The sequence below is a fragment of the Salmonella sp. SAL04213 genome (assembly GCF_046550535.1).
In the GTDB taxonomy this organism is placed as follows: Bacteria; Pseudomonadota; Gammaproteobacteria; order Enterobacterales; family Enterobacteriaceae; genus Salmonella; species Salmonella enterica.
In genome coordinates this window covers 106,857-124,584 of sequence record NZ_JBGDXS010000003.1, presented here as the reverse complement: position 1 = coordinate 124,584, position 17,728 = coordinate 106,857, and the positions used below count along the sequence as shown (strand labels likewise).

The window sequence follows — 17,728 nt, the reverse complement described above, 5'->3', positions numbered from 1 at the left end:
TCTCCGCCAAAAATAGTACGATTCCTCCCGATATCGCATTTAAGAGACAAAATCCATCATAGGTTGTAAAGTTAGAGGTTGCTTTCGTGGTTTACATAGTGGTACGCCAATTGTGGATGTTGTAGTTGTTGCTAAAGTAGCGCTTCAAGCTCTCAGACTAACCAAAGGTAGAAAATGACAGTACAGAATCATCAATCAACCCGCTCAGCCTTTGACGATCTTGGATTCAGAGAGACTGTTGTCAGGCTAGTACAGCAAACTAAGGACCTCTACTTGAGTGATGATATCCCTTGGGTTATCGGCTATAGCGGGGGCAAAGACTCAACAGCAATTCTTCAGTTAGTCTGGCAGGCGCTTTCAGAGCTCGCTCTTGATAACAAGGCTCACAAGCAGGTGCATGTCATCAGCACTGATACGTTAGTCGAAAATCCTATTGTTGCTTTGTGGGTTACCCGCTCTCTCAAACAGATGGAAAGAGCTGTAGATGAGCAAAAAATTCCATTGATACCTCACCGTTTGACACCAGCAGTAAATGATCGATTTTGGGTGAATTTAATCGGTAGAGGTTACCCTGCTCCACGTTATAAGTTCAGATGGTGTACAGATCGCTTAAAAATTAGTCCATCAAACAACTTCATTAAAAGTGTTGTCCAGAATAATGGCGAAGCAATTTTGGTTCTAGGGACTCGTAAAGCAGAGAGTACAGCTCGTGCAACAACAATGGAAGTCTACGAAAATCGTGCAGATAACACCCGACGTGCTGCTGGTTTGTCTGTTAATAAGGAACTAGACAGAGTCTGGGTATATACCCCAATTGCTGACTGGAGCAACGACGATGTATGGCAATTTTTGATGCAAGTAAAAAATCCTTGGGGTTTTAAAAACCAAGAACTACTAACTATGTATCAAGGTGCAACGGAAGATGGGGAATGCCCCTTAGTCGTCGACAAATCAACTCCAAGCTGCGGTGATAGCCGTTTTGGATGTTATGTCTGCACGATGGTAGGAGAAGATAAGTCAATGTCGGCAATGATTCAGAACGATAGTGAAAAAGAGTGGATGTATCCACTTCTTGCACTACGGAACGAGATCGACATAAATGATTCAAACAAAGACAAAAAAGCTAAAAAAATACAGGCAGATAAAGACCGTCGCGATTTTAGGCGAATGAATGGAAGCTTAACAGTTCATATTAATGAATATGGCGCAGACTTGGTTCGAGGACCTTATCGACAGGCTTTCCGTGAACATATGTTACGTAAAGTACTGGAGGCTCAACTTCAAGTTCAAGCTCTGGGTCCTGAAGAAGTGAAAGAATTGGAGCTTCTCACAATTGATGATCTGGAAGCTATCAGAGAATTGTGGGTAGAAAGCAAAAATGAAGTTGAGGATAGCGTACCTACAATTTACCAGTCAGTGATGAATAAACCTTATCCAGGTAGTAAAGGTAAAAATCATCCATTGCTGAACCGTAACATTATGCAAAAATTAAAAGAAAAATGTGCTGAATTTGATGATACTGATGGTTTGAAATATGAACAGGTCCGTGAATTACTTACGATTGCAGACAAGCACAAACATCTTCTACGGCGTTCTACACTTTATAAAGAGTTAGAATCAGCTTTAGACAAAACTGCCTTTAATGATATTTCAGAAGCTCGGAAATTCGCACTTGAAAAACGATTAAATGAGAACATCTATAAGATTGAAGATAAAGGTATAAATGACGATGAGAGAAACAAACTACAATGGGAAATAGAAAAAATAGAGAAATCTCTCATTAACTATGATTATTTGCAATTAGAACAAATTGATGTTCAAGAGATACAATTATGATTTTTGAAGAAATAAGACTTTATAACTTTGGAATATATCAAGGACATCATACTATCTCCCTTGATAGTCCTGATCATAAAAAACCAATTATATTGATAGGTGCTCTTAATGGCGCAGGGAAAACTACTTTCCTTGATGCTCTCCAGTTGGCACTATATGGCAAATTTGCGAAATGTTCCAACAGAGGGCGGTTAGGCTACCTAACCTATCTAGAAAAAAACATTAATTCATTTTCTACAGACAGATCTGCGAGCATCACTTTACGGTTTCGTCATGGAGATAACAAAAAGACCGCTCAAATATATGAAATTAAGAGATCTTGGAAAAAAAATGGGAACAAAGAATGTAAAGAAAATATCTCTGTTCATTTTAATGGCAAGTATGATCAATTGATCAGTGAACATTGGGAGGAATTTGTCAACGAATTTATCCCTCAGTCAATATCAGAGTTATTTTTCTTTGATGGTGAAAAAATAGAAAATTTAGCAGATCCTAAGCGTTCTGCCGAATTACTTAAAACGGGAATAGAAGCTTTACTAGGGCTAGAACTACTTTCAACTCTATCGAGTGATTTAAACGAATTACAAAAGAAAAAACAAGAAAAACTACTTAAAAAAGAAGATGCTGTCAGTGTAGATGAAATAAAAACAAAAATAGCGTCATTAAACGAACAGAAAAAGCAGTTAACTTCTCAGATAGGCATTCTAGAGGAGAAAGAGAAAGATGAAGATGAAAACTTGTCGTTTCTCCAAGAAAAGTTACAGTCTAGCGGTGCTGACAAGTTAGAATTAAAAACATCTTTTGAAAAAGAAAAAAAAGAATTAGAACAAAAACTTTTCGTGGTTAAACATGAATTATTAAAATTAGCCTCTGGAGTACTGCCTTTAGGATTAGTACAACATGTAGCTATTAAAGCAGAAAAACAGGCTTTACTTGAAAAAAACTATAGAATATTTAATGATGCTGAATCACTTTTACAGAAACAGAAAGAACAACTCTTAAATATGCTTTCTGATAAAGTTGATAGTATCGAACTGTCTGATCTAAAAATGAAATTTGATGAAGCACAAATCATCGAAAAGGAAAAACATACGGTAGATTGTTATATAAACACCGATCCTCTGTATTTTTTTGATTTAAATAGCCGAATTCATCAAGACAAAAATTCAGCAGTCAATCTACTTTTAGTAAAGAAAAAGATAGAAGAAGAAATTATTTTAATAGATCGAAAAATAAATACAATCCCAACCTTTGAATCAGTAAAAGGCTTATTTTCAGAATATGCAAAACAAGAAGAAAAATTACGCTCAGTCAGAAAAGAAAAAGAAATATTATTGGTTTCATTAGAAGAAATAGATAACGAGATAAAAAGCAATGAAACTGAGTATAATACTCTTTTAATTAGTAGCAACTCGGCCCATTTCGAGCAGAAAAGACAGAGTCAAATTATCAATCACATTGATACATTAAAAGAAATAATTATATCCTTTAATAAACAACTTGTAAGTGAAAATATTAGCAAGCTTGAGAAAAAAATAAAATCAAAGTTTGATCAATTGAAAAGAAAAGAAAGTTTAGTGAATAGGATAGAAATTAGTCCGACTGATTATTCTATGACTTTGTATACCTCGGGTAGACTAGAAATCCCAGCAGATCGCCTTTCTGCCGGAGAGAGACAATTACTCGCCATAGCTATTCTCTGGGGATTAGCCGATAGTTCGGGAAAAGAATTACCAACAATAATTGATACTCCTATGGGAAGACTAGATGGAGAACACAGAACTCGCCTAATAGAGAAATATTTTCCAAATGCTGCCTCACAAGTTATTCTTTTATCTACGGATGAAGAGATTTATGGTCAATACTATTCCAAATTGAAGCCATTCATAGCTCAAGAATATAATATTGTCTATAATGAAACAGAAAAAACTTCATATTTTTCAAATGGATATCTGGAGAGTGCATTATGAGCATCGAGCATGTAAGACTTTCCGAAAAAGCAAAACAGCAGCTGATCACTCTAAAACGACGAACTGGCATCGATAATTGGAATGTACTGTGTCGTTGGGCATTTTGCCTATCTCTTGCGGAGAAAGCCGTTCCTCCGCATGAGGATATTATCACCGATAGCTCAATTGAAATGACATGGAAAACGTTTTCTGGTGATCAATCAGAAATATATTTAGCGATATTAAAACAACGAATTCATGATGATTATAATGAACATCATGAAAATATAGATATAAATTATCTATTCAAAATTCACTTGCACCGTGGCATTTCATATATGATAAATAAAGTCAATAGCATTGATGACATAATAGAAATGTAATTATATACCAAAAAAGGCACAAATATAACATGTGCCTTTTTGAGTTAAATTATAAAATTTACTGATCATTAAAGCTCAAAATTCGTGCGCAAAACAAAACGGTCATTTTCATAAGCATGTTCGTAGCACATGATTTTCATACTTATAGGATTTATTATTTTTCCAGCACCATGAAATGACGATATTGTTAACTGTGAATTTTCCAAATTATTTTTACACCCATCACATTCACATTTTCTCTTCAACCCTAATGTCCTTATCGCCCAATAATAATTATCAATACTTTGATAAGGCCGTATAGATTTAGTATATTTGGTTCCTCGACCATACATTGATACCTGTGAACTTTTCACCATATTGGCCCACCCGCAAATTAATCTAAAGTTTTCGATAGAATCATCGCCTCCTAATGCAAAAGGATAGAGATGATCTACTTCTATTTTTAGATCTCGTTCAACCAAACCAATTGGCATATATTTATCTACATAATCAGGCAATTTTATTTTGACATCGCGCTCACCTAAAAAAATAGCAATAGCCTCAGGTGAAAAAGGCATGCCAGTCAACCAGCAACGAGGTTTTTCACCAAGAAGATCCAATAATTCACGTCGTTCTGATAAAGAAACTCTCCTTCGTTTATTACTCTCAGTGATGATTTTTACCCTTTGCAAAACATATCTTGATATTATACCCGACACTTCCATCTTATCAGTTCGGTCATAAGTCCATCCACATATTGTATCGATAATGCGAAAGACATCATAAAATATTTCAGGATAAGTCACATTACTCGATAGGTATTTTACATCAATAAATTGCTCAATAAACCAACGCCCCCATTCTCGATACATATCGCCCTTTAAAAGATCTCTTCTGAATCCAAGCATTGGATCCGGAAAAGACATATGAGACAACTCATTTTGCGTATCATTACACCATGCTTTTTGTATATTTAATATACTATTGATGACAAAATTGAAGTCTCTTTCCATAAGTCAGTCAGTCTTTTTAGGGTTACGATACATTCTAATTTGAGGTAAAGCTGATGGATTTTTTCTATAATCAGACCACAGCTGAGCCCATCGGTCTCTGATTCCTTTTGAGTCTTTTTTAACACCAGATAATTCCCAATCACGATCAAAATATGCTGGTTTAATATCCTGTAACCATTCATCAACTAAAGACTTTAGATGCTCTTTAGAATCAATCCCAGTTCGCGTTTCAACAAGAAATTGGAAAAAATCTGAAGACAGGATCATTAAAGATATTTTGTTAAAAATATTAGATTCTCGAGGTGCTCCCCAAAAATTTTTCCTATCTTTATTTTCACGTTGAGCGAGTTTATCGCTAACTTTGTTCCAAAAACAAACAAATAATTCTCTCCAAGGCCCTTCAAGAGAACGCCAATAATCATATGCTGATGAAAATACATTATCATCAAACTCAGAAACAACCCCAGATGTGGAAAGGTATTTTTCTTGCCAAATTTTAGCGTAGTCGTTCCTTTCACCAAATAAAATCCCGCCTCTCAACTCTTTAAAAATATTTATGATTTTCCCCATAACAGACCATTGCAACATATCTTTAGAATCGCTGTTTACACCACGCTCTACAAGGTTTGAAAATGGGCTGACTGGGTTTTTAGCTATCCATGTTATAGCACGAGCTTCTTCGAGCTTGATACCAGAATCCATTAAGCGCTGAGATACAACTTCCATTTCATCATTAGTTAATGTTGTTGATACTATAGTTCCTAGCAATGAGCGTTCAATTGGTGTAGCTTTCTGGTTAATAACAACAAACTGAAATACTTGTTCAGATGGACTATCTGACATTAATAACGAAACCGGCAAAACTCGTGTATGTTTTTTCAAAATTTCAGTATTAGCCATTGTAGCATCGGTACCATTATTCAAAGATAATGATAACTCATCATCAAACTCACCCGTTTCCAATCTGGTATTTATTTCACCAATAGCACCTAACAACCTATGCTGTCCATCAACTAATGAAACAGGAAGAATAAACGAAATAAGAGAATCTTTTTTAAATCCTAAAAATTCGTCCCGCTCTATATATAATTCAGGATTTTCTTTCAGAATTTCATGACGTAAAGCTATTTCTTTAATAAAATCAGCTATATGTGATTCATCAAAAATCAAAGAATCCTGTTCGGACTCTTTTATTTCTTCAACATTCTCACTTTCTAAATCATCTAGCGGATGTTTATCTTCTTGGTCATCTATTTTCGCTTCATTCAGAATTGATAGTTGTTTCTTAAGTTCCTGCTTATCTTCTTCCGAAATTGAAATTTTTACTTTACCATTTAACCGACTTTCAAGAGACTGCCTTAAGATGCCAAACAAATCGATTATCGGCATATCATAAAAGCTAGGAAATTCAATTTTTAAAGTCCCAGCACAATCACTGCTATCCTTACCCTTGAAGCTAACCTTACACCCAGCTATATCTCTTATTGCACAAATAAGTGTATTTTGAACTACATTTTTCTGATTCAGATAAAATTTTTTCAGCTCATTTAATCTTGCTCTATTGTCAACACGCTGAAAACCAACTGTTTCTATATCTTCAAATGATTTTTTTTGTGGGACACCTGCCCATTGATGAATCTCATAAGCAGAAGCACCAAACAACACAACATCACTACACATTTCATTTTGTTTGATTTTTATTGCGGGATATTCAAATGTGAGTTTTGGCATTCTTTTTTCCTTTTAGATTTAACGTGTTGCGATGTATACATCCCATTATCTTTCTATGGGATTCATTATTCTCGTATCTTTCTCATTGTCAAGCTATCCAACAGTTTTATCTACAAACAGAAAATACATAACCAATTGTTTTATATGAATAAAACAACACATCCAATAATTTATGGCTATTTACAATTACTTTCGTACGCACTCAAAACACAAAAAGGAACACGCTATGCCCCCACACAAAATCCGTCAGGAGTGGCTGGCGCTGGACGAGGCCGCAGAAGTCATCCGACAGCACAACATCACATTGCTGCCCGCCGACCTGATCCGCCATGCCCTTCACAGCGATCTGTCGCTCTCGGTCTACTTCCCCTCGCCAGTCCTCCTGAAGCCGCTCAATCCTCCTCGCCGCCTGGCCTGCCGATTCAGCAAGCCGCCCTTTCCACCTTCGCAGTGCAACAAACCCGGCAACCGCAAAGTGATGGCGAACTCTCCACCATGCAGACGCGACCCGACTCTGCAACTGACCACCAGCCATCTGTGGAATTTGCCGTTAATCGGCCTTGAGCTCCTACTGCTCCACCAGCAACTGGCGAAAACGTTGAATCGTCCTTGCCCCAAAGATACCCACTGCTGCAACCAGATTGGCATTGTGGTCTGCGATGAGAACGACAGCTACTACCAACTCTGTTGTCGCAAATCGTTGCGGGAGCTTTTACTGGAACTGCTCGCCACGCAAAACAACCTTCAGGAAGAGCTGCATCTGCTGATTGGCCAGCTGTATGGCAATGGCCGCAATGACCTTAAATCCCGGCTCAGTCTGTCCGTCTGCTACCTGCAGGACACGCTGCCTCCTGACGCACTATTCGTCATCCGCCGCACTCATCTCGAAGCCTTCCTGACCCGCCATCAGCCGGAATCAAAGGAACGGATCACCTCCGCGCTCTCCCGTTTACTGTAGCTGGCCTGCAAGCACAACCCGCTACTGGATGATGAACTACTGGACCATCCCTACAAACTGTTGAACATTTTCGAACGCTGGGCACGTGAGGATGGTATGCACCAGCCACTGAGTGGCGAGACGTTGAAAACCGCACTCCAGCGCGGCGCTCCGCCATAACGCAATCAACTAACTCTTTCAACTAACAACTCTCACTAACCCAGATAAGGATTTTTACTGCCTGGCAGGGTCGCTGCTGCTTTGATAACCACGCCCATCGTGCTGATGTGAACGAATCTGGACACAGGAGGAATGGTTATGAATAGCGACAGATTTTTACGCTTACGCCAGGTGGAAGACAAAATCGGCTTCGGTAAATCGTGGATTTATCGACAAATCCAGCTGCAACAGTTTCCGCCGTCCATCCGACTCAACAGCCGCCACGTCGCCTAGCTGGAAAGCGAGGTGGATGCCTAGATCCACCAACGCATCCGGCTTACCCGCGATGTCTAAATGCCGGAGGAAGATTATGTGCGCTTCACACCTGCTCAACCGCTGGCTTCACGGCGTCAGCAAATTCCTGTCTGATTAGAAAAATACGCCCATATAGTCCCGGTCCAGTACCGAGATTTTTTACGCCTTTTCCCTGGCTGGCCTGAGATCGTATAAGTGTATATCTATGGTGCATGAAAACGCATGAGTCTCATGCGCCATTTTTGACGCGAAAACCCTTGTGTGGTGGCTTCTGAGACGATTTACGGAATGCATGAAAACCAGTCTGTTAAGCGAAGCGGGCAGGCGGGCGGGGCTGTGCGCAATCGCGAAAATAAGTGGATTATCCCGCCAATCCTTGCTAAGAATAAAGTCTGAGTACGGGTGACTGTGCAAGGGTCATTTAAACAAACTAAACAACCCTTGAAAATTTAATTTAAGGAAAGAATTTTCCTGAAATGTTTTTGTAAATCCTCTAATTTACTTATAAGCTCATTGATATATTCAATATTATCGCCACTCAAGAGAGCATTTATATAACCATTTAGAACATCATAATCTTGCAATATTTTAGAATCATTAAAGTTTTTAAACTGCATGCAACTTCCTTCATAAATCAATGATTCACCAATATATTGTTGTTCGAGAGAGCGAATAGCAGGAAAGTTGAAATTATTATTCCTTAAAACAATGGATATATTTTTAAGTAATTCGCCTATCAAAATTTCATCATTAACAGGAGATATAACAACAGTATTTCTTTCCTTACGAAAAAGCTGCGCCCAACACAGGAACTGGCACACATAATATCTAGTGCTAACTTCATAATAAGGGTCCTCCGTCAACGACCCATTGTCTTTAATATACTTCAAACGCCCTATTAAACCGTTAATGGAACTCAATAAAGTTAATCCCCAACGCCCTAATTCTATTTCCCTTTCTTTTTTTTGTGAAAACTCGAAATCTATTCTTTTCGCTAATAAATCACTTTCAATTTTTAATTTATTTTTATAGGTCTCCAACCCTCTCTTATCCATATGTTTGAGAATCATCTTGCATATAAATGCAATAATACCTAATGCGATACTTGAAGATAAGATATCATTTATAATCTGATTCATTTTTTGGCCCTTTCTAATAAAGCATCATAATCAAACCCGGGGGGATTATGCTTGATTATGTCATTATTATCTCTAAAAGAACGATATTGAGCCTCCCTTAAGGCTTTAATATCTAATGTTGTAGTTAGAATACAGTGATTCTCTCCACCTTTTACGTATATTTTGTTTGAGATAGAGCTTCTCGATGGCTGAAGAACGCACGACCCTCCATAATGAGAAGTATTTGACTGAGCTACATAACAATGCAAATCTCTTGCCGCTGATTCGGTTATATGTTGATAATAATTAACATCCCTATTCCAAACGCAAGCAAAAAGAATATCCAACTTTGACTTAAACAAAGCGCGATGCTCAATATTCGCGAGTTCGAAGCAGTTATATGTAGCGAATGATACATTTTTCCATCTAATAAGATGATATCGTTGCTTCTTAGGCTTTGGTGCTCCTGCTCTAAGTCTTAATGTATGTAAGAGTTCAATTTCCTTAGGAGCGTAATAGTTTTTAACTCTAAACACAAGCATGCTTGATTTATAATTCTCATCAGTATTATAAGGTAACATTTCAACAAGTATATTATATGCGCGCTCATCAAGAACCCAATGTTCAAGACCGAATATAAGCGCAATTTGTTTTCTTCGAGAGTGAGCAGCCATAAATGGTAGCCATGAAACTGGGATAGACAATTCCGGCAGTAATAATACATCAGCTTCCTCTTTATTTGCTGCATTAAGAATATGATACAGTCCTTTTTGTCTTTGATAACTTAGATTTGGCGACTGATCCTTTCGACATGCTCTTTGTATAGAGTCTCTATCAACCAACATGTTAGCTAACGCAACTTTTATTTTATCATTTTTAGAACTAAACTTATCATTAACCTTTATCGAAATTGTGTTTTTGTTTTTATTTACAACGCAAGCCCCCTGATGAAAATCATTTCTTGTTGTAAATTTATGCAATTCTTTTTTTTTCAAAGATCTAATCAGATAAAAAAGTTGATATTCATCAGCATGTATAAATCTTGGAGTTTTTGATTTTTTACTTTTCACAAGCTCAATATCAAGCTCAGATATATTTTTATAAAGTTCTTCTTCTGTCAAATCTCCTCTATAATTCGTATAATTCACTAATGGCCAAGAAACCAAATTGTGTCTAATTAAATTACTATCTCTGAAACGTTCAATTAATTTTACCTTATCCGCATCACCATTAATCATTTTGCGTATAGGAATTAACTCCTTCTGCTCTGTCTCTTGTGTATCATTTAGGATTACATCAAGATCAAGCAGTGCAAGATTCAGGCAAAGTGAAATATCAGCGTACTCGTTCATTGCAGTTTTAATTTTTGATGAGATATCACTTTCATCATTGTCCCCATGCCATTTTATCTTTTCAATACTGTCTTGAATAGATTTATAAAACGATCGAGAAAAGGTATATTTCTTAGTTATCAATGTATACGCTAATACTTTTTCCCATAATCTACTGAATCGTATGCAATTCTCTCCTCTAAAGAAAAGAGTGATTTGCTTTAATGTTGATTCATTAGACGTTAGGTTGCATAAACGATGAGCAAGAATATGCGATGATATATATTTTGAAAGTTCAGTTTCATTCTCTGCCAACCCCATAATGCTTCTGAATTTATTAGCCGAACCATTTAATAAAACATCATAGGCAAATTTATCTAAATCACTCTCTATATGCTCATCGGGTAAAAAACGAAATGCACTACTACGGTTTTCAACCTCTTGTTTAAAGACTCGTAACCCTGCCAGACTATGGTTCCTATCAAAATAATGAAAAATTAATTTGTCTTTTTGTATAGGTAAGGAATGATATTCATCTGACAATCTAAAAATTGCATCACCTTTATTATCATGATTTATAAAATCCCCTAATGCACTATCAATAAAATTTATAATTTCCTTACCCTTTTCAGAAGGCTGTATCGAAGGAGAAGAGAACACAAATAAAATATCATCTACATAACGACCATAATATGCAGGGTTGATTTTAGATTTAATATCAGCATCAAAATCTGAAAGATACCAATTGGCTAATATAGCTGAAGAAGTAAATCCTATTGGAATACCTTTCGATACAGACTCTTCATGTGTAACACAAATATAAGGAGCTATAATCTGCTTATACATGTCATGCATTTGTGAAATCTTTTCATTCAAATACAATGACAATTCCATGCTCTCAGATGGAGAGTTATCTATTATCACCTTTTCTATTTTTTTAAAATCTATATTTATATTATAATAAAAGCTTTTTAAGTCTATTGATAATATAGCTACATTTTCCTGATCTTTTTCAACAGTATCAATTGCTTTATTTATTCCGCCATCACGCCATTTGTTATAGTTATCAACATATTTCTGGAATATATTAACAGAAGAAATTGATTCTTCTGTCGGGTAATCTCTTGCGTATTTTTTTACCACATTTGATACTCGATTACCATAGGTGTAATTGGTGAAATTTTCGTCCAGCAAAGAACCAACATATATTGACCACAATGTCTCAATAAGATATATTTCAACAGGTGCCACAACCAAATAATTTACAGATTCAACTATATATTCGCTCGCTGTTTTATTATTACTCAGAAACAAAGCACCATTACTTTGCTCACTCTCTAAATGACTTTTAATCTTCTTTGGTAAAATTTCAACATTGATGCCTTGTAACCATTGATCAAAAACGGATTTATCATCGCCATTGAATAAATCAACCACTTTTTTTATTTTACGATCGAATCCTGTGTTTTCAAATTTTGCTATTTCAGCTTTCAGATAGAAATTTAAATTTTCGTAATATGCATATGACTTCAAGCAATTATACGCGCTTAATACATTTCCTTTGCTAATCATAAGTCACCTTTATATTTTCATTGCTGCAATTAGAATAAATGTCATTTTCCATCATGCTACTTTTTTCATTTAGCATAATCATAGGGTGTTACATATTTTTCTTTATTACTATCTAAATAATCAGCCCACCATTGAACCATCAATCGACGCTCGTCTAAATGCTCAGAAGTATGAATATACGCAGCACGAACATTGTTACGCTCTGAGTGGCTTAACTGGCGCTCAATCGCATCATCGCTCCATAAACCTGACTCACCTAAAGCACCTCGCGCCATTGTTCTGAAACCGTGACCACATACTTCAGTTTTAGTGTCATAACCCATAGCCCGCAAAGCACTATTCACCGTGTTTTCACTCATAACTTTAGTTGCGTCGTGATCTCCCGGAAACAGCAGCTCTTTATCACCACTAATCTGCTTAAGCTGCTCTAACAAAATCATCGCCTGTCGACTAAGCGGAACGATATGCTCCTCTTTCATCTTCATCCCACGGTACGAATAACGGACACCTTTAATTTCTTCTCGTTTTGCCGGTATACGCCAAAGAGATTTATCGAAGTCGAATTCATCCCAGCGAGCGAAACGCAACTCACTGGAACGAACAAAAGTTAGTAAGGAAAGCTCGACTGCAATCCGTGTCATTACACGGCCACGATATGCAGCAAGACGTGCAAGAAACTCAGGGAACCGGCTAGAAGGTAAAGCAGGGTAATGTCGCGCTTTGGTTGTCGATAGCGCACCGGCCATATCGCTGGCTGGATTTGAGTCGATGTAATCGTTCTGTACGGCATAACGCATAATGGCTGTGACGCGCTGTTGCAGGCGCTGAGCGACATCGTGTTTGCCACTGGCATCAACTTTTTTAATCGGGGCTAACAGGTGGCTGGTTTTAAGCTGCCGAATGTCGGACGAACCGATATGAGGGAAGATATAAAGCTCAAGATAGCGAAGAACGCGCGATCGATGGTCTTCACTCCAGCGCTTGTTACTGGCATGCCATTCTCGGGCGATAGTTTCAAAAGTATATGCCCCCGAATTCTCGGCCTGAGCTTCTTTTTGTACGACTTTTGGGTCTATGCCCTGTACTAAAAGCTTTTTAGCTTCATCGCGTTTTGCTCTTGCCTGAGCAAGCGTCACAGTAGGCCAAACACCAAAAGCGAGACGATCCTCTTTTTTGTCAGAGGGACGTCTGTATTTCATACGCCAGTATTTGGAACCTTTGGCCGAAACCTCAAGATACAAACCACCACCATCGGCCATTTTGTAGGTTTTGTCTTTTGGCTTTGCGGTCTCGACCTGTCTGGCATTGAGCTTCATTTGGGGGCACATTTCTAATCGAAGTTAAGATGCCCCCAATTATGCCCCCAATGATATCCTGATTTCAACGGACAACCTCGGAAGACGCAGGACGTAAAAATCGCTGAAAGCATTGATTTTAAAGGGATATTTGGACTTTCTCGGATGGTCTTGGAAGTACTAATGGTGCCGAAGGCCGGACTCGAACCGGCACGTATTTCTACGGTTGATTTTGAATCAACTGCGTCTACCGATTTCGCCACTTCGGCACTGAAGAGGTATGCGGAAAACGTTGTGGATTATACCTGTCATACGCCGCCATGCAAGCACGAGCATACACCTGTTTCGCTAAGTGCTGAAAATTTCAGCAGCGTTGAGTATTAAATAGAATAATCAGGCTACTTCCCGCCTTCTCCAGCAGATTAACGCCGGGCGTCCCTTGCCTCCATGCTCTACACTTTTCAGTTCAACACCACATTAAGGGAAACACAATGACGATAATAAAAAGCTACGCCGCCAAAGAGGCGGGCGGCGAGCTCGAACTCTATGAATATGACGCGGGAGAACTCCAACCGGAAGATGTCGAGGTACGGGTCGACTACTGCGGGATCTGCCATTCCGATCTGTCGATGATCGACAATGAATGGGGGTTCTCTCAATACCCTCTGGTTGCCGGACATGAGGTCATCGGTCGGGTGGCCGCGCTCGGCAGCGCGGCACAGAATAAGGGGCTAAAAGTCGGCCAGCGCGTTGGAATCGGCTGGACGGCGCGCAGCTGCGGACACTGCGATGCCTGTATCAGCGGCAATCAAATTAACTGCCAGGAAGGCGCAGTGCCCACTATCCTCAATCGTGGCGGTTTTGCCGAGAAGCTTCGCGCAGGCTGGCAGTGGGTAATTCCTCTTCCGGAGAATATAGATATGGCGTCCGCAGGCCCGCTGTTATGTGGCGGCATTACGGTCTTTAAACCGCTATTGATGCACCATATTACTGCTACCAGCCGCGTTGGCGTCATCGGTATCGGCGGGCTGGGGCATATCGCCATAAAGCTGTTACATGCAATGGGCTGCGAAGTCACCGCGTTCAGCTCAAATCCATCGAAAGAGCAGGAAGTGCTGGCGATGGGGGCCAATAACGTGGTGAATAGCCGCGATCCGGAAGCGTTAAAAGCACTGGCGGGTCAGTTCGATCTCATTATCAACACGGTCAACGTCGATCTCGACTGGCAGCCCTACTTCGAAGCGCTGACGTATGGCGGCAACTTCCATACCGTTGGGGCGGTATTGAAGCCGCTGCCCGTACCGGCGTTTACATTAATTGCCGGCGATCGCAGTATCTCAGGCTCGGCAACCGGAACGCCATATGAACTTCGCAAGCTGATGAAATTCGCCGGACGCAGCAAAGTCGCACCCACCACGGAACTGTTCGCAATGTCACAAATCAACGAAGCTATTCAGCACGTTCGCGACGGCAAAGCCCGCTATCGTGTAGTGCTAAAAGCTGACTTCTGACCGCCTGACTCAGCGCTTTGACAATGATCAGGAAGCGCTGAGTGCCTGACGAAAAGCCTGTACAGCCAGTCGGCACTGCTCCGTCACGTGCTCGATGTCATGATTAACATCGATACGCGCAATATCATGTTCATCGGCACAGGGTCGCTCCAGCGCGTCAAACTGACTTTGCAGCAGGTCTGGCGGCATAAAATGCCCGGCACGACGCTGCATTCGCTGCAGAATAGTAGCGTAATCGCCATCCAGCCACAGGAAATGTACGTTAGGGCTGCTCTTACGTAAAATATCGCGGTACTGTTTTTTTAATGACGAGCAGACAATAAATCCCGTCTCATTTTTTTTATAAAGACTGTATGAAGCGTCATTTAATCGTTCCAGCCAGGGTAAACGGTCTTCATCAGTTAACGGTATTCCCTGAGACATTTTATCAATGTTTTTCGCCGGATGGAGATCATCGCCGTCAATAAACTTCGCAGAAAATAATGTTGCAATTTTGCTGCCTATTAAAGACTTACCACTACCTGAAACGCCCATTAAAATATAGCTTTCCCCGGCCATTTAAATACCTCTGAGTCATATTCCACACCACAATATTACGCCTCTACGTTCGACAATTTCACGTTTTTTAATTTCCATAGAGAAGAACTCTAAGACACATCACGTTATGCGTAACATTGTAGTGTAACAATTTTCCAGCGTGACATAAGTCACAAATAGTGACAAATAAAACCGCTTAAATGCGTTCAGGGTAACTACCTGACCAGTGAGGAATTTATGGAAGTAAAAACTCAATCCTGCGTTGTTGCGGGTAAGCGTGCTGTTGCCGTTACGGAACAAAATATTGAATGGAATAATAAAGGAACACTCGTACAAATTACCCGAGGCGGCATTTGTGGGTCTGACTTACATTATTATCAGGAAGGCAAAGTCGGCAATTTTACAGTAAAAGCGCCAATGATTTTAGGTCATGAAGTGATTGGCAAAATCGTTCATAGCGACTCAGATTTATTACGTGAAGGACAACCGGTAGCGATTAATCCATCGAAGCCTTGCGGTCATTGCAAATACTGTCTGCAGCATGAAGAAAACCACTGTACTGAAATGCGTTTCTTTGGCAGCGCCATGTATTTTCCGCATGTCGATGGCGGTTTTACCCGATTTAAAGCTGTCGATACCGCTCAGTGCATTCCCTGGCCGGAACAGGCGGACGAAAAAGCCATGGCCTTTGCCGAGCCGCTGGCGGTTGCCATTCATGCGGCTCATGAGGCGGGCGATCTGCAGGGCAAACGCGTCTTTATCTCCGGCGTTGGCCCTATCGGCTGTCTGATTGTTAGCGCGGTAAAAACGCTGGGCGCGGCGGAAGTGGTATGTGCCGATATCAGCGCCCGTTCTCTCTCGCTGGCCCGGCAGATGGGCGCGGATACGCTGGTGAACCCACAGCATGATTCTCTCGATGACTGGAAAGCAGAAAAAGGGTATTTCGATATCAGTTTTGAAGTCTCTGGGCATCCTTCCTCTATCTCAACGTGTCTGGAAGTCACACGGGCCAAAGGCGTGATGGTGCAGGTTGGCATGGGCGGCGCAGTCCCCAACTTCCCGATGATGATGCTAATAAGCAAAGAGATCTCGCTGAAAGGCTCTTTCCGCTTTACTACCGAATTTAATACTGCGGTTTCCTGGCTTGCCAACCGCGTTATCAATCCGTTGCCGTTACTGAGCGCGGAATATCCATTTACCGACCTGGAAGCGGCGCTGATCTTTGCCGGAGACAAAACACAGGCGGCAAAAGTTCAGCTCGTTTTCTGAGAAAGTAAAATAAGGGACACTATCATGAACGATCTTTTTTCACTGGCAGGTAAAAATATCCTTATCACCGGAGCCGCTCAGGGAATTGGTTATTTGCTGGCAACCGGTCTTGGTCGCTATGGCGCGCGCATTATTGTTAACGATATTACCCCGGAGCGTGCCGAAACAGCCGTGACGAAACTTCAGCAAGAAGGGATAAAGGCTATTGCCGCTCCCTTTAATGTCACCCATAAACAGGATATTGAAGCTGCGGTTGAACATATCGAAAAAGATATCGGCGTCATTGACGTCCTGATAAATAACGCCGGTATCCAGCGCCGTCATCCGTTTACTGAGTTTCCCGAACAGGAGTGGAATGATGTCATCGCCGTAAATCAGACCGCGGTTTTTCTCGTCTCTCAGGCCGTTACGCGCCGTATGGTGGCGCGTCAGGCAGGAAAAGTGATCAACATCTGTTCGATGCAAAGCGAGCTGGGCCGCGACACGATTACGCCATACGCCGCGTCGAAGGGTGCCGTGAAGATGCTGACTCGCGGCATGTGCGTGGAGCTGGCGCGTCATAATATCCAGGTCAACGGTATTGCGCCGGGATACTTCAAAACGGAGATGACCAAAGCGCTGGTTGAAGATGAAGCCTTCACCTCCTGGCTATGCAAACGTACGCCTGCCGCACGCTGGGGCGATCCCCAGGAGCTTATTGGCGCAGCGGTGTTTCTCTCGTCAAAAGCCTCCGACTTTGTTAACGGACATCTGCTGTTTGTCGATGGCGGTATGCTGGTTGCCGTCTGACCAG

Annotated in this window: 14 protein-coding genes and 1 tRNA gene; 8 read left to right on the top strand and 7 right to left on the bottom strand. The window is 40.4% G+C overall.

The window, feature by feature from the left end; all coding sequences use genetic code 11:
• Positions 1 to 174: 174 nt before the first annotated feature.
• The 3 genes from dndC to dndE are packed head-to-tail and all read left to right on the top strand — an operon-like array spanning position 175 to position 4,168.
• A complete protein-coding gene (gene dndC, locus ACLJPQ_RS10065) occupies positions 175 to 1,836 on the top strand; it encodes a DNA phosphorothioation system sulfurtransferase DndC (protein WP_001529639.1) in 1,662 nt (553 codons plus the stop codon).
• Positions 1,833 to 3,806 carry a DNA sulfur modification protein DndD gene (dndD, locus tag ACLJPQ_RS10060; RefSeq protein WP_000575666.1) on the top strand — a complete coding sequence of 658 codons (1,974 nt, stop codon included), beginning with the start codon at positions 1,833 to 1,835 and terminating at the stop codon, positions 3,804 to 3,806. The genes dndC and dndD overlap by 4 nt, the downstream gene beginning before the upstream one ends.
• Entirely contained in the window at positions 3,803 to 4,168 is a 366-nt protein-coding gene (gene dndE, locus ACLJPQ_RS10055; protein ID WP_000021009.1) for a DNA sulfur modification protein DndE, read from the top strand. The genes dndD and dndE overlap by 4 nt, the downstream gene beginning before the upstream one ends.
• Before the next feature lie 68 nt (positions 4,169 to 4,236).
• On the opposite strand, the gene ACLJPQ_RS10050 is transcribed toward dndE, so the two are convergent.
• A complete protein-coding gene (locus ACLJPQ_RS10050) occupies positions 4,237 to 5,160 on the bottom strand; it encodes an HNH endonuclease domain-containing protein (RefSeq protein ID WP_000439000.1) in 924 nt (307 codons plus the stop codon).
• A gap of 3 nt (positions 5,161 to 5,163) precedes the next feature.
• A complete protein-coding gene (locus ACLJPQ_RS10045) occupies positions 5,164 to 6,891 on the bottom strand; it encodes a hypothetical protein (RefSeq protein WP_001125368.1) in 1,728 nt (575 codons plus the stop codon).
• Positions 6,892 to 7,117: 226 nt separating this feature from the next.
• Here ACLJPQ_RS10045 and ACLJPQ_RS10040 point away from each other — a divergent pair, with 226 nt between their 5' ends.
• A complete protein-coding gene (locus ACLJPQ_RS10040) occupies positions 7,118 to 7,849 on the top strand; it encodes a hypothetical protein (RefSeq protein WP_001134748.1) in 732 nt (243 codons plus the stop codon).
• Between the two features lie 297 nt (positions 7,850 to 8,146).
• A complete protein-coding gene (locus tag ACLJPQ_RS10035) occupies positions 8,147 to 8,281 on the top strand; it encodes a helix-turn-helix transcriptional regulator (protein ID WP_022630072.1) in 135 nt (44 codons plus the stop codon).
• A gap of 470 nt (positions 8,282 to 8,751) precedes the next feature.
• Here the strand turns inward: ACLJPQ_RS10035 and ACLJPQ_RS10030 are convergent, their stop codons facing one another.
• From ACLJPQ_RS10030 to ACLJPQ_RS10015, 4 genes are all read right to left on the bottom strand, one after another.
• Positions 8,752 to 9,441 (bottom strand): hypothetical protein, encoded by a 690-nt coding sequence (locus ACLJPQ_RS10030; RefSeq protein ID WP_080184889.1) that lies wholly within the window; start codon positions 9,439 to 9,441, stop codon positions 8,752 to 8,754.
• On the bottom strand, positions 9,438 to 12,323 hold the full coding sequence (locus ACLJPQ_RS10025) for a reverse transcriptase domain-containing protein (protein ID WP_000623838.1): 2,886 nt from the start codon (positions 12,321 to 12,323) through the stop codon (positions 9,438 to 9,440). The genes ACLJPQ_RS10030 and ACLJPQ_RS10025 overlap by 4 nt, the downstream gene beginning before the upstream one ends.
• A 65-nt stretch (positions 12,324 to 12,388) precedes the next feature.
• On the bottom strand, positions 12,389 to 13,639 hold the full coding sequence (locus ACLJPQ_RS10020; protein ID WP_000772675.1) for a tyrosine-type recombinase/integrase: 1,251 nt from the start codon (positions 13,637 to 13,639) through the stop codon (positions 12,389 to 12,391).
• A gap of 163 nt (positions 13,640 to 13,802) precedes the next feature.
• Positions 13,803 to 13,887: transfer RNA gene (locus ACLJPQ_RS10015), tRNA-Leu, on the bottom strand.
• 222 nt (positions 13,888 to 14,109) lie between these two features.
• Here ACLJPQ_RS10015 and ACLJPQ_RS10010 point away from each other — a divergent pair.
• Complete coding sequence (locus tag ACLJPQ_RS10010) at positions 14,110 to 15,129, top strand: NAD(P)-dependent alcohol dehydrogenase (protein WP_000152568.1); 1,020 nt, start codon at positions 14,110 to 14,112, stop codon at positions 15,127 to 15,129.
• 27 nt (positions 15,130 to 15,156) lie between these two features.
• On the opposite strand, the gene idnK is transcribed toward ACLJPQ_RS10010, so the two are convergent.
• Positions 15,157 to 15,687 (bottom strand): gluconokinase, encoded by a 531-nt coding sequence (gene idnK, locus ACLJPQ_RS10005; RefSeq protein ID WP_000896756.1) that lies wholly within the window; start codon positions 15,685 to 15,687, stop codon positions 15,157 to 15,159.
• A gap of 216 nt (positions 15,688 to 15,903) precedes the next feature.
• On the opposite strand from idnK, the gene idnD reads away from it, so the two are divergent.
• Together idnD and idnO are read left to right on the top strand one after the other, a co-directional pair.
• On the top strand, positions 15,904 to 16,935 hold the full coding sequence (idnD, locus tag ACLJPQ_RS10000) for an L-idonate 5-dehydrogenase (RefSeq protein WP_080184888.1): 1,032 nt from the start codon (positions 15,904 to 15,906) through the stop codon (positions 16,933 to 16,935).
• Positions 16,936 to 16,959: 24 nt separating this feature from the next.
• The gene (gene idnO / locus ACLJPQ_RS09995; RefSeq protein WP_000998688.1) at positions 16,960 to 17,724 is read left to right on the top strand and encodes a gluconate 5-dehydrogenase; all 765 of its coding nucleotides are present in this window, start codon (positions 16,960 to 16,962) and stop codon (positions 17,722 to 17,724) included.
• The last annotated feature ends 4 nt before the right edge of the window (positions 17,725 to 17,728 follow it).